This window comes from Acidovorax sp. FHTAMBA (genome assembly GCF_038958875.1).
GTDB lineage: Bacteria > Pseudomonadota > Gammaproteobacteria > Burkholderiales > Burkholderiaceae_C > Acidovorax.
In genome coordinates this window covers 3,027,497-3,041,224 of record NZ_CP152407.1, presented here as the reverse complement: position 1 = coordinate 3,041,224, position 13,728 = coordinate 3,027,497, and the positions used below count along the sequence as shown (strand labels likewise).

At 65.5% G+C, this 13,728-nt stretch carries 9 protein-coding genes; 6 read left to right on the top strand and 3 right to left on the bottom strand.

The window, feature by feature from the left end:
- Positions 1 to 15: 15 nt before the first annotated feature.
- Together phaZ and AAFF19_RS14270 are read right to left on the bottom strand one after the other, a co-directional pair.
- A complete protein-coding gene (gene phaZ / locus AAFF19_RS14275; protein WP_182118599.1) occupies positions 16 to 1,647 on the bottom strand; it encodes a polyhydroxyalkanoate depolymerase in 1,632 nt (543 codons plus the stop codon).
- A 204-nt stretch (positions 1,648 to 1,851) separates the two neighbouring features.
- Positions 1,852 to 2,937, bottom strand: a complete 1,086-nt coding sequence (locus AAFF19_RS14270) for a (p)ppGpp synthetase (protein ID WP_342720429.1) — start codon at positions 2,935 to 2,937, stop codon at positions 1,852 to 1,854.
- A 235-nt stretch (positions 2,938 to 3,172) separates the two neighbouring features.
- On the opposite strand from AAFF19_RS14270, the gene AAFF19_RS14265 reads away from it, so the two are divergent.
- On the top strand, positions 3,173 to 5,965 hold the full coding sequence (locus AAFF19_RS14265) for an EAL domain-containing protein (protein WP_342720428.1): 2,793 nt from the start codon (positions 3,173 to 3,175) through the stop codon (positions 5,963 to 5,965).
- Here AAFF19_RS14265 and dusA read toward each other — a convergent pair.
- Positions 5,958 to 7,004, bottom strand: coding sequence for a tRNA dihydrouridine(20/20a) synthase DusA (dusA, locus tag AAFF19_RS14260; RefSeq protein ID WP_342720427.1), 1,047 nt, complete (start codon positions 7,002 to 7,004; stop codon positions 5,958 to 5,960). The genes AAFF19_RS14265 and dusA overlap by 8 nt on opposite strands.
- A gap of 250 nt (positions 7,005 to 7,254) precedes the next feature.
- Here dusA and AAFF19_RS14255 point away from each other — a divergent pair, with 250 nt between their 5' ends.
- From AAFF19_RS14255 to AAFF19_RS14235, 5 genes are all read left to right on the top strand, one after another.
- Positions 7,255 to 8,262 carry a D-2-hydroxyacid dehydrogenase family protein gene (locus tag AAFF19_RS14255; RefSeq protein WP_008904298.1) on the top strand — a complete coding sequence of 336 codons (1,008 nt, stop codon included), beginning with the start codon at positions 7,255 to 7,257 and terminating at the stop codon, positions 8,260 to 8,262.
- A gap of 67 nt (positions 8,263 to 8,329) precedes the next feature.
- Entirely contained in the window at positions 8,330 to 9,535 is a 1,206-nt protein-coding gene (locus tag AAFF19_RS14250) for an MFS transporter (protein ID WP_342720426.1), read from the top strand.
- A 98-nt stretch (positions 9,536 to 9,633) separates the two neighbouring features.
- Positions 9,634 to 11,691, top strand: a complete 2,058-nt coding sequence (locus AAFF19_RS14245; protein ID WP_342720425.1) for a response regulator — start codon at positions 9,634 to 9,636, stop codon at positions 11,689 to 11,691.
- 283 nt (positions 11,692 to 11,974) lie between these two features.
- On the top strand, positions 11,975 to 13,021 hold the full coding sequence (locus tag AAFF19_RS14240) for a methionine ABC transporter ATP-binding protein (protein ID WP_008904301.1): 1,047 nt from the start codon (positions 11,975 to 11,977) through the stop codon (positions 13,019 to 13,021).
- A gap of 16 nt (positions 13,022 to 13,037) precedes the next feature.
- A complete protein-coding gene (locus AAFF19_RS14235; RefSeq protein ID WP_182118604.1) occupies positions 13,038 to 13,703 on the top strand; it encodes a methionine ABC transporter permease in 666 nt (221 codons plus the stop codon).
- The last annotated feature ends 25 nt before the right edge of the window (positions 13,704 to 13,728 follow it).

Below are 13,728 nucleotides of genomic sequence, written 5' to 3'. Positions count from 1 at the left end.
TCGGGTCGGGGGGGGTCAAGCCTTGCGGGCCGCAGCGCGGCGGCTGGCGGTGGGCGCTGCCGCGGAGGGCGAGCCTTTGGGCGTTGGCGCCGGATCCGCAGCGGCGGGCGCAGCCGAATCGACCGCCCCGTTGCTGGCGGGCACAGGCGTCACCCAGCGTGTGGCTACGCCAGCTGCCGGTTTGGCTGCAAGCTTTGTGTCTGCCTTGGCGGTGTTTTTCGCGACCGGTTTGGCAGCAGGTTTTGCGGCCGGTTTTGCGGCCGGTTTTGCGGCCGGTTTTGCGGCCGCCTTGGCGCCCTGCAGGCGCGCGCTGGGGGCCACAGCACGACGGGGCGGGCTGTCATCGGGTGTTTCGGCGACGGGCAGGGCGGCTCTGGATTGCGGCTTGTCGTGTTCGAGGATGAAACTGCGCACCTGGGGATAGACAACTTCGCGCCAACGGCGGCCACTGAAAATGCCATAGTGGCCCGCGCCCTTGACCTCCAGGTGGCGTTGCTCGCTGTCTGCCAGGCCGCTGCACAGGCCGTGCGCTGCATGGGTCTGGCCGGAGCCAGAGATGTCATCGAGCTCGCCCTCTACCGTGAATACGGCGGTGGTGCTGATGTCCTGGGGCCGCACGCGCTCCAGCTTGCCGTCGGGGGAACGCACGTCCCAGGTTCCGTTCACCAGTTTGTAGTCCTGGAACACGGTCTGGATGGTTTCCAGGTAGTAGTCCGCGTCCATGTCGAGCACGGCGTTGTACTCGTCGTAGAACTTGCGGTGGGCCTCGGCGCTGGCATCGTCGCCCTTGATGAGGTCCTTGAAGTAGTCGTAGTGGCTGGTGGCGTGGCGGTCGGGGTTCATCGCCACGAAGCCGGTGTACTGCAGGAAGCCGGGGTACACGCGCCGCCCCGCGCCGGGGAAGTTCTCGGGCACGCGGTAGATGACGTTGTTCTCGAACCACTCGTAGCTGCGGTTGGTGGCCAGGTTGTTCACGGCGGTGGGGGAGCGGCGTGCATCAATGGGGCCGCCCATCATGGTCATGCTCAGGGGTGTGGTCTCGCCCCGGCTGGCCATCAGCGATACGGCCGCCAGCACCGGCACGGTGGGCTGGCACACGCTGATGACGTGGCAGTTGCCATAGGTGCCCTGCAGGTGGCGGATGAACTCCTGCACGTAGTTCACATAGTCGTCCAGATGGAACTCGCCTTCGCTCAAGGGTACCAGGCGTGCGTTCTTCCAGTCGGTGATGTAGACCTTGTGGTCCTTGAGCATGGTGCGCACAGTGTCGCGCAGCAGGGTGGCGTAGTGGCCCGACAAGGGGGCAACGATCAGCACCACGGGCTGCACCTTGAGCTTGCCCAGGGTTGCGGGGTCGTCCGAAAAGCGCTTGAAGCGGCGCAATTCGCAAAATGGTTTGTCCACTTCGATGCGCTCATGCACTGCCACGCCGACACCATCCACATCCACCGAGTGGATGCCAAAAGCGGGCTTTTCATAGTCCTTGCCGAGCCGGTACAGCAGCTCGTAGCCGGCGGACATGCGCTGTGCGAGCGGCGTCTCGCTGAAAGGGGACAGCGGGTTGCTGAACAGCTTGGCAGCAGCCTGGGCGAAATCGGTGAAGGGCTCCATCAGGGAGCGCTGGGTTTCGTAGATGTGATACAGCATGGGCGAAACTCCGTTATGTTGCAGTGCAATATAGCAGCACTTGGTAACAAGCGCATGGAGTACAACCACCAATGGCAAGTCGCATGGGCGACAGGTTCCATGCGCGAGCCTGAGGAGTTGCCTACCGGTTCATCTTCGAAATTTGCTATAAGTAATATAGCTGTTGGCGCTTGTTGGGTAAGCGCCAGAACCGTTTTTGACCATTTATTGCGATCTGTGTTCGCCCTGTTCCTGCAGCCAGGCCTCAAACGATTCGCGTGCCGAGTTTCTCAGGGCCGGACGGAAGGCTGACTTGTTACTGAGGTACAGGCAGTGCCGGATCACGGTGTACGGGTTGAAGCTGCCCAGAGGGTTCAGTTCCTCGAAATGCTGCTTGTAGCGCTTGACGACGCCGATGGTTTCGCGCATCAGGCTGTTGAAGCGCGCGCGCGTCATGCCGGGCGACCAGACCTGGATATCGTCCACAAAACCGTCCACCTTGCTGGGCTCGAACTCGAAATCCTTGAAGAAATGCGTGGCGATCTTGAGGAACGTGAAGGCGTTGAGCTCGCTGCTGCCCGAAGTCGCCCGGCTATGGGGGTGAATATCCACCGCTGCATCCGGCAGCGGCTCTGCGGTTTCATCCGGAGCCTGCAGCAGCTCGGCCGCCGTGGCGTCGCGGATCTGGCGAAATTCGCGGTCGGCCAGTTCAAACAGGGCCGAAAGCACGTTGATGCGCCGCTTGAGCTGCCCTGGAATGGACTTCTTGTATTTGATCTTGTGGTCCAGAACGCTCCATGAATCCTGGATGATGGTGCGCACCTGCAGCTCGAACGGCCAATGCGCATAGGCGGCGTGCTGGGGCAGGTCCCGTTCTGCTGCACTGAGCTTGAGGTCCAGGTGCAGGCCCTTGTAGCCAAACGATGCCTCCGTGCTCTCCACGGCGGTCACCTTGTCGGTGACATCGATCACCGCAAAGCGCGCGCGCACGATCTGGGCTACTTTTTCCAGTTCGTCCTCATACAGGCACACCACCCGCACGCCGATCAGGTCGGTGATGTAGCTCTGGATGTCGTAGGGCGTGTTGCTTTCTTCCAGCGCCGGGCGGTACTTGCGCACAAACTTGCGGATGCACTCGTCCACATCCTTCACGCGACCCTCGACCTTTGCCACATCGACGCCCCCCACCTCGGACACGGCCGCGGCCACCATGGCCGTGATGGCTGTGCAGGCGGCCTCCAGCGATGCAGCGTGCTGCCCATAGAAAGTGCGAAAGTGGGTGGCTTCCAGGTCAAAGTCAAGCGATGCCATGCCGGGTCTTGTCGTGTGGTGCGGAGGGTGGGTTGCGGGTCAGAGTTCGGCGCCGTTGCAGTCCAGAGCATATACAAGCCAACGGCGGGCGCAAAAAGTACCCTTCGCATTCAGACTGCTGGGGTGCGGGCAAGTTCTTCTTCGGGGAAGGGCAGGATCGTGCTCATAATGGCCCGGTATTTCCACTGCCAGAGTTTGACCTCGCAGCCGCGAGCGCGACAGCACCCAGCAAACGATGACACCCTACTCCCGCGAGGGCGCCGAGCACTCCGGCGCGACAGCCCAAGCTACCGTGCCCCCGGCCGCCGTTCCGGATGCCGGGCGCCACCGCTGGCTTGCCCGCGTGCTTCCGCCGCTGATTGCCGTGTTGACCCTGGGGCTGACGTTCCTGTACTGGCAAAGCGAGGAGCGCAACGCGCTCGCCCAGCGTGATCAGAACTTCCAGACGGCGGCCGACCAGATTGCATACAACCTCAAGGACCGGATGACCACCTACCAGGTGGTGCTGCGGGGCGTCAAGGGGTACTTCGAGGGCTCCGAGCGCATTGACCGGGAGGAGTTCCAGGCCTATGTAGAGGCCCTGCAGCTGCGTGAAACACGGCCGGGCCTGCGAGGCGTGTCGCTCATCCTGCGGCTGCCGGCATCTGCCCTTGCAGCGCACACTGAAGACATGCAGCAACGCGGCTTTGCGGGCTACACGGTGCGGCCTGCAGGCGAGCGGGCGGTGTATGCCCCCATCACCCACATCGAGCCGCTGGAGGACGACAACCTCAAGACCCTGGGGTTCGACGTGCTGACCATTCCCGTGGCCAAAGAGGCCCTGGACCGCGCGCGCGATACCGGGCAGCTGGCCCTTTCGGGGCCAATCACCCTCATGCAGGACGGCAGTCCGGGGCTGGTCATGTACCTCCCGATGTATGACCCTGCGGCCAACACCCAGACCCTGGAGGGCAGGCGATCGGGCATTGCGGGGTGGGTGTCCGCCCCGTTCAGCATGGCCGATGTGTTGGGCGGCATGTCCGGCGAGTTCGACGCGGACATCGGCCTGCAGATTCTGGACAGCACGCCCGATCGCAGCGCATCCGATACCCCCATCTTCAGCAAAACCGCCCCCAACGCTGCCGGGCTGGAATCAGGAGGGCTGCAGGCAACGCGCGTTCTCGATATCGGCGGGCGCCGCTGGACGCTGCAGATGGCGCCCCTGCCCGCTTTTTCGCTGCGCTACCAGGTAGTGGGCCACCACCCCGTTGCCTTGGCGGGCACCGTATTGAGCCTGGTTCTTGCCTGGTTTGCCTGGCTGCTGGCGACCGGGCGCGAGCGGGCGGTGGCGCTTGCCCGCAGCATGACGGCAGAGCTGCGGGCCACGCGCGACGACCTGGAAAGTACGCTCAACGCCATCCCCGACCTGCTCTTCGAGCTGGACGTGCATGGACGCATACACCACTGCCGTACGGCACGCATGGACATGCTCACCATGCCCCCCGAGATGTTTCTGGGCCGTTTGATCACCGAGGTGGTGCCCCCGGAAGCGGCAGCGGGTTGCCATGCGGCGCTGGAGGCTGCCCACCACACGGGCTACTCGGCAGGTCACCAGTACCGGCTGGAGGTCGGTGGCGTGGCGCACTGGTTTGAGTTGTCCATTGCCCGCAAGCAAAGCGCCCAGCCGGATGGTGAACCCCGGTTCATTGCGCTCTCGCGCGACATTACCGAACGCAAGCAGGCCGAGGCGCGCACGCACCAGCTGGCGTACTTCGACGCCCTTACCGGGCTGCCCAACCGGCGCATGCTGCTCGACCGCATGGAGCACGCGCTCCAGAGCGCGCTGAAGGCCGCCCATGTGGGTGCGGTGCTGTACATCGACCTCGACAACTTCAAGCAGATCAACGACGCCCGCGGGCATACCTTGGGCGATGCGCTGCTGATGCAGGTGGCGCAGCGCCTGAAGCGCCAGGTGCGCCCCGGCGACACGGTGGCACGCCTGGGCGGCGACGAGTTTGTGGTCCTGGTGAACAACGTGGCATCCGATATGGAATCGGCAGGGCGCGCGGCGCTGCTGGTGGCAGAGGAAATTCGCGTGTCGCTGGAGGCTCCGTACACCATTGACACGCACGTGTACAGCACCACGGGCAGTATCGGCATCACGCTGTTTCCCGAGCGGGGCGAAAACGCCGAGGATCTGCTGCGTGAGGCCGACACCGCCATGTACCGCGCCAAGGACCTGGGCCGCAACCGTATCCGCTTTTACGAAGCGGCCATGCAGGCCGACGTGCAGGAGCGGCTGGCCCTGGAGCAGGACCTGAAAAATGCGCACGCCGAAGGCCAGCTGGCGGTGTTCGTGCAAAACCAGGTGGACGCAGCCGCAAACGTGGTGGGCGGCGAATTGCTGATGCGGTGGAACCACCCGGTGCGGGGCAATGTACCGCCCAACCGGTTTATTCCCATCGCCGAGGCCTCGGGGCTCATCCTGCGCATGGGCGACTGGATGATCCAGCAGGCCTGCGAAACCCTGGCCCGCCTGCAGGCCAGCGGGCGCACGCTGTCGCTGTCTGTCAACGTGAGCGAGCGGCAGTTCCGCCAGGACGACTTTGTGGACCGCGTTCGGCACATCCTGGCCCACACCGGCGCCAACCCCGCCCACCTGATCCTGGAGGTGACGGAAAGCCTGCTCATCGAGAATCTGGACGACACCATCGCCCGAATGACCGAGATCGTGAATCTGGGCGTGCGGTTTTCCATTGACGACTTTGGCACGGGCTATTCCAGCCTGGCCTATCTCAAGCGGCTGCCGCTGTACGAGCTCAAGATCGACAAGAGCTTTGTGAACGACACCCCGGACGATCCCAACGACACCGCCATCGTGCAATCCATCCTGTCGGTGGCCCGTCACCTGAAACTGCGGGTGGTGGCTGAGGGGGTCGAGACCCGCGCGCAGGCGGATTTCCTGATCAACAGCCAGTGCGACTGCCTGCAGGGCTATCTCTTCGGTCGGCCAGAGCCGCTGGCCGCGTGGCTGGACCGGCTCAGCTAACCGCTGCAGCCTGGGGGCTGGGCCCGGCCTGCAGTTCGGGTACGTCGCGGGCATACGACTGCACTGCCAGCGCATGCACCTCCCGCGCGGGGCGGTCCTTGAGCAGATGGTTGCTCCACACCTGACGCCAGATGCGGGCGCCGGGCAGGCTGTGGCGCAGGCCCAGCATGTGGCGGGCAATATGGGGCCAGGGCGTGCCGTACTGGGCGGCTTCGCGTTCCATGTATTCGACCATGGCCACCTCCACCTCTTCGCGGGTCAGGGGGCAGGGGGCGCCGCCGTAGTAGAGCTGGTCCCAGCGGGCCAGCCACCAGGGGTTGTGGTAGGCCTCGCGGCCAATCATCACGCCGTCCAGGTGTGTGAGCTGTTCCTGCACCACTGCATCCGTGGTGATGCCGCCGTTGATCGCAATGGTGAACTGGGGAAACTCGGCCTTCAGGCGGTGCACCACCTCGTAGCGCAGAGGCGGCACGTCGCGGTTCTCCTTGGGCGAGAGACCCTGCAGCCAGGCGTTGCGCGCATGCACGATGAACACGGAGCACCCGGCGTCGGCCACGGTGCCGATGAAGTCGCGCACAAAACCATAGTCCTCCACCTTGTCGATGCCAATGCGGTGCTTGACGGTGACGGGCACATCCACCACGTCCTTCATGGCCTTTACGCAGTCGGCCACCAGCTGGGGCGACTTCATCAGGCTGGCGCCGAACGCGCCGCGCTGCACGCGGTCACTGGGGCAGCCGCAATTGAGGTTGATTTCGCCATAGCCCCACTGCGCGCCCAGGCGCGCGGCTTCGGCCAGCTTGTCGGGCTCATTGCCGCCCAGCTGCAGCGCCACGGGGTGCTCTTCAGCGTTGAAGCGCAGGTGGCGCTCGGTGCCGCCGTGGATGATGGCGCCCGCGTTCACCATCTCGGTGTACAGCAGGGTCTGGCGGGTCAGCAGCCGGTGAAAGTAGCGGCAGTGCCGGTCCGTCCAGTCCATCATCGGCGCAACGGACATGCGCCAGGGGCTGTACGGTTGCTGCGAAAGGGTAGTGTCCAAGGTAAAAATCCGGTTCAGCGAGGTCGCCGCTGCCTGTCTCGGCAACCCGGCCTGCGGGTGAGCGGGCCAGGTGTGCACTCCATCGGGTACGCCGCAGTGGCGTGCGCGGCCCGGGGGCGAAGTTTACCCAGCCGGGCCCGGCCCGCGCTGGCCACGGGGCATCCGGGGGCGCAGGCGGCGCTGCTTTCTGAAATGGTGGCACAGGCCTTGCTCTCCGGGAGGGCAGAACCTGCCAAGGCACAATACCGCCATGAATATCGTGATTCTCGATGACTACCAGGATGCAGTGCGCAAGCTTCACTGCGCCTCCAGGCTCGATGCCTACACGGCCAAGGTGTACACCAACACGGTCAAGGGGCTGGGCCAGCTTTCAGTGCGTCTGAAGGACGCCGACATCATCGTGCTGGTGCGTGAACGCACCCACATCACCCGCCAGCTGGTAGAAAAGCTGCCCCGCCTGAAGCTCATTGCGCAGACCGGAAAAGTGGGAAGCCACATTGACGTGGCTGCCTGCACAGAGCGCGGCATCGCGGTGGCGGAAGGCGTTGGATCGCCCGTGGCGCCTGCCGAATTGACGTGGGCGCTGGTCATGGCGGCGATGCGCAGGCTGCCCCAGTACATCTCCAACCTCAAGCACGGCGCGTGGCAGCAGTCGGGCCTCAAGACGGCGTCCATGCCCCCCAATTTCGGTCTGGGCACGGTATTGCGTGGCAAGACACTGGGCATCTGGGGCTATGGCCGGATCGGCCAGCTGGTGGCCGGATACGGGCGCGCTTTCGGCATGAACGTGCGCGTGTGGGGCCGCGAAGCCTCGCGGGCGCAGGCGCTCACCGATGGTTTCCAGGCGGCCACCACCCGGGAAGAGTTTTTCTCGCAGTGCGACGTGATTTCGCTGCACCTGCGCCTGACCGAGGAAACGCGTGGCGTCGTGTCCCTGGAGGACCTCTCGTGCATGAAGCCCACCGCCTTGCTCGTCAATACGTCGCGGGCAGAGCTGATTGAGCCCGACGCCCTGATTGCGGCGCTCAACCGGGGTCGGCCGGGCATGGCGGCGGTTGACGTTTTCGAGAGCGAGCCCATTCTTCAGGGCCACGCCCTGCTGCGGCTGGAGAACTGCATCTGCACGCCGCACATCGGGTATGTGGAGCAAGACAGCTACGAGCTGTATTTCGGGGCCGCGTTTGACAACGTGGTGAATTTCATCAAGGGCACGCCGTCCAATATCGTCAACCCTGGCGCGCTGCAGGTGCGGCGATAGCCATCAGGGCGACACGGCGCGCAGCGCTGCGTCCGCTCCGTCACCCCCTGGCGCCCTGGTGCCCGCCATGACCCCCGCTCATTCCATGATGCTGCGCCTCGTCGGCCTGGCTGCTTTTTGCAGCATGGCGTCGATGCGGGTGTGCGACCCGATGCTGGTGGAGCTGTCGCGGGAGTTCCAGGTCACCACGGGGGATGCCTCGGCTGTCATCGCGGCCTTTGCCGTAGCCTATGGCGTGCTGCAACTGGTGTATGGCCCCTTGGGCGATATGCTGGGCAAGGTGCGCGTCATCATTGCAGCCACCGCAGCCTGTGCCTTGTTCAGTGCGCTGACGGCACTGGCCCCCACTTTCACGGTGCTGGTGGTGTCACGCGCGGCCATGGGGGCGGCGGCTGCCGGGATCATTCCGCTGTCGATGGCCTGGATCGGTGACCAGGTGGCATATGAGCAGCGGCAGGAGACGCTGGCCCGCCTGATGGGCGCGACGGTGACGGGCATGATGGCGGGCCAGTGGTTCGGGGGCTTCGCCACCGAGACGCTGGGCTGGCGCACTGCGTTCGGGGTGCTGGCGGTGATGTTCTTTGCCGCCGCAGCGCTGCTGCTGCGCCATGCCCGAACGGGCGACACGCACCGCGACGGCCCCTCGCCCAGTACCGCCGCTGCCGCTGCGTTTTCCATGGCGGCCTACATGGCCAGCACTGCGGCGCTGCTGCGCATGCCGCGCGTGCGCTGGGTGCTCACGGTGGTGGCCCTGGAAGGGGCGCTGGCCTTTGGCACCCTGGCCTTTGTGCCGGCCCGCATGGTCGATGGCTTCGGGCTGTCGGCTTCGGCGGCGGGCGGCGTGATGGTGCTGTATGGCGTGGGTGGCCTGGTGTACAGCGTGTTTGCACGGCGCTGGCTGGCGCTGCTGGGCGAGCGGGGCCTGGCGCTGGCAGGGGCTTCGCAGATTGCGCTGGGTTTGCTGCTGCTCGCCTGGGCGCCCGACGTGGCGTGGGCGGTGCTCGGCAGTTTTCTGGCGGGGCTGGGCTTTTACATGCTGCACAACACGCTGCAGGTGCAGGCCACGCAGATGGCGCCGCAGGCACGGGGCACGGCCGTCACGCTGTTTGCAAGCCTGCTCTTTCTGGGGCAGTCCACGGGCGTACTGGTGGTGGCCTTCAGCGTGGACCGTGGCTGGCTGCCCCCGGTGTTTTCCGCGGCCGCGCTGGGCATGCTGGTGCTGGGCTACATGGTTTCGCGCAAGGTGCATGCGCGGGCCCCCGTGGCGGGCTGATCGGCCCGCATGCTGGCCGCGCCACGGCGTGGGGCGCCGCCCGGGGCCTTGCTGCCTGCGCCTGTAGACTCGGCGTTCACCTTGCGGGACCCACTGCCATGACCGACCCATCGCCCGCCGTGCTGGCGTTTCCCCATGTTCAAAGCGCCATGAGTGCAAGGGTGCGGGCCTTCGACTGGTCGAGCACCCCGCTGGGGCCCATTGCGCAGTGGCCCTTCGTGCTGAGGTTTGCGGTGGAGACCATGCTGTCCTCGCGTTTCCCGGCCTGTCTGGCGTGGGGGCCAGAGCGCACCCTGTTCTACAACGACGCCTACCTCCCGATCGTGGGCAGCAAACCCGAAGGGCTGGGCCGCCCGATCTCCGAAGTGTGGAGCGAGGCATGGCCGTCCATCCAGCCTCTGGTGGACAAGGCTTTCGCTGGCGAGGCCACGTTCATTGAAGATTTTGAGCTGGAAATCAACCGCTTCGGCCAACCGGAAATCGCCTACTTCACCTTTTGCTACAGCCCCGTGCGTGACGACACTGGCGTGGTCGTGGGTATGCTGGACACGGTGGTCGAGACCACCAGCAAGTTCCACGCGCTGCGCCAGTGGCGGGACGTGGCGGCATCGCTGGAAGAACAGGTGGCGCTGCGCACCGCCGACCGCAACCGGCTGTGGCAGTTGTCCGAAGATGTTTTGCTCGTGGCCCGGTTCGATGGCGCCATCACCGCAGTCAACCCCGCCTGGACGGCGACCCTGGGCTGGTCGGAGGAAGAGACGGTAGGCCATCCCCTGGCCGCGTTCGCCTGCGCCGACGACATGCACATGGTGGCCGGCGCCATGGCCCGGCTGGCCGGCGAGCCCGAACGCCGACAGATGGTGGCGCGCTACCGTCACCGCGACGGGGGCGAGCGATGGATCGCCTGGACGGCCGTGCCCAGCGAAGGCTTCATCCAGGCCGTGGGCCGGGACACCACCGAGGAACACCTGCGCGAGGAGGCCTTGCGCAACGCCGAAGAGCGCCTGCGCCAGAGCCAGAAGATGGAGGCTGTGGGCCAGCTCACCGGTGGCATTGCCCATGATTTCAACAACATGCTGCAGGGCATCGTGCTGCCGCTGCAGATCATCCGCCAGCGCATGGCCCAGGGGCGGCACGACGAAGTGGGGCGCTATATCGACTCGGGGCTTGCCGCGGCCAAGCGGGCGGCGGGGCTCACGCAGCGGCTGCTGGCGTTTTCGCGCAGGCAACCGCTGGACTCCAGACCGGTGGATCTCGGTGCATCGCTGCGCGGTCTGGAGTCCATGCTCAAGTCCACCTGCGGCGAGAACATCGCCCTGCATCTGTCACTGCCGCAATCACTGTGGCCTGCCCTGACGGATGCCGGCCAGTTCGAGAGCGCTGTAGTCAACCTGGCCATCAACGCCCGCGATGCCATGCCCGGTGGTGGCGCGCTGCACATCAGCGCCGACAACGTGCAGGCTGACGCCGCACTGGTGGCGGCCATCCCCGGGCTGGACCCGGGTGACTATGTGCGCATCACGGTGCGCGACTCCGGCATCGGCATGACAGGCGACGTGATCGCGCGGGCGTTCGACCCGTTTTTCACCACCAAGCCGCTGGGGCAGGGCACAGGGCTCGGGCTGTCGATGATTTACGGCTTCATGCGCCAGTCGGGCGGCATTGCAGTCCTGGACAGCGCGGAGGGCAAGGGCACCGCGGTGGCGCTGTACTTCGTGCGGTCGCAGGTGCAGGAGGCCGAGCCCGCGCCTGCGCAGCCGATCACACCGCTCTCGGGTGCGCGCCGCCCCGATTCGATCCTGGTGGTGGAGGACGATGACACGGTGCGCGCGTTGACTGTTGAATTGCTGCGCGACATGGGGTTCCAGGTGATGGAGGCTGCCCATGGCAGCGCCGCGATGGCCCTGCTGTCGTGCGCCGTGCACTTTGACCTGCTGGTGTCCGACGTGGGCCTGCCCGGCCCCAACGGGCGCCAGGTGGCCGACTACGCGCGTGAGAAGTTTCCCGCCATCAAGATCATCCTGATGACCGGGTATGCCGAGCAGGCCGCGATGACCCCGCAGTTTCTGGGGGTGCAGATGGAACTGCTGGTGAAGCCTTTTGATGCGCAGGCGCTGGTGGCCAAGGTGCATGCAGCGATGGGGCAGGGACGCTGACGCTCCCGGGGGCTGTACCTTTCGCCCGCGGAACGGGCGCAGCTTGATGACCGCATAAATACAAGCCAAATCGGCCTCCAGCGCTTGATGGACAAGCGTTGGCAGCTATTGATTTGCAAGTTATTTGGCGTAGCTATCACGTTTCAAATAACTTCGATGTCTAAACACCCGATTTTTTGATCGTTTGTGTTCTTATTAATCGCCGATACAGTCCGGCATCCCAATCCACAGACACTGCGCGCCGCAGCCAGGCTCCTGCCCTGGGCGGCGCTGTGGCATTTTCATGATCGACTTACGGGGTATCACCCAAACCTACCGGGGCGCACAAGGCCCGGTCGAGGCCCTGCGCGGCATCGACCTCAACATCCAGCCAGGCGAAGTGTTCGGCATCATCGGCAAGAGCGGCGCGGGCAAGAGCTCGCTGGTGCGGGTGATCAACCTGCTCAACCGGCCCACCACGGGCCAGGTGATCGTGGGTGGGCAGGACCTGACCCAGCTGAACGACGCCCAACTGCGCGAGGCGCGCCGCGAGATCGGCATGGTCTTCCAGCACTTCAACCTGCTGTCGTCGCGCACCGTGTTTGACAACGCCGCGCTGCCGCTGGAGCTGGCGGGCATGGACAAGGCCGCCATCCGTGCGCGGGTGAACCCGCTGCTGGAGCTGGTGGGCCTGTCTGCCCTGGCCGACCGCTATCCGGCGCAGATCAGCGGTGGGCAAAAGCAGCGTGTGGGCATTGCGCGTGCGCTGGCCAGCCGCCCCAAGGTGCTGCTGAGCGACGAAGCCACCTCGGCGCTGGACCCGGAGACCACGCGCTCCATCCTCGACCTGCTGCGCCAGGTCAACCGCGAGCTGGGGTTGACGGTGGTGCTCATCACGCACCAGATGCAGGTCATCAAGCAGGTGGCCGACCGCGTGGCCGTGATTGAAGCGGGCCGCATCGTGGAGCAGGGCCGTGTGCTGGACGTGTTCACCCGCCCGCAGCAGGCCATCACCAAAAGCCTGATCGACGAGATCCTGCCGCAGGAGCTGCCCGCCAGCGTGCTCGGCCATGTGCGCAAGCTCGCAGGCCAACTGAGCACAGGCCGCACCGGCCAGCTGCTGCGCCTGTCGTACGCGGGTGACAGCGCCTACCAGCCCATCCTGTCGCAGCTGATCCGCGAGTTTGGTGTGGACATGAGCATCCTGCACGGCCAGGTGGACGAGATCCAGGACGAAACCTTTGGCTCGCTGGCGGTGTATGCCAGCGGTGAGGCCCAGAGCGTGCGGGGTGCCGTGGCGCACCTGCGTGCCGGGGGTGTCGAGGTGCAAGAAGTGGCCGTGGCAGGCTGAAAGGAAGACTTCAATCATGTTGGACAACTTCACGCCAGCCATGCTGGATCTGTTTGCCTCGTCGCTGTGGGAAACGCTGGTCATGGTTGGCATTTCGGGCATCGTGGGTGGCCTCATCGGCGTGCCGCTGGGCGTCTTTCTGCGGCTCACCGACCACGGCGGGGTGCTGGAAAACGGCCCCCTCAACAAGCTGGTGGGCTGGCTGGTGAATGCCGTGCGCTCCACGCCTTTCATCATCCTGCTGGTGGCCATCATCCCGTTCACGCGCTTCATCACGGGCTCCTCCATCGGCACGGCCGCTGCCGTGGTGCCCCTGACGATTGCCGCCGCACCGTTTGTGGCGCGGCTGGTTGAATCGGCATTGCGCGAGGTGGACCAGGGCCTGATCGAAGCCGCCCAGGCCATGGGCGCCACCACCGGCCAGATCGTGTGGAAGGTGCTGCTGCCCGAGGCGCTGCCCGGCATCGTGGCGGGGCTGACCATCACGTTCGTGAGCCTGACCGGCTACTCGGCCATGGCCGGTGCCATTGGCGGCGGCGGCCTGGGTGACCTGGGCATCCGCTACGGCTACCAGCGTTTTTTGCCCGAAATCATGCTGGCCGTGGTGCTGGTGCTGATCTTCTTTGTGCAGGCCGTGCAGAGCCTGGGCGACTGGGCGGTGCGCAGGCTGAGCCACCGGTGAATGGTACTGCGTTTGCTATTGTTTT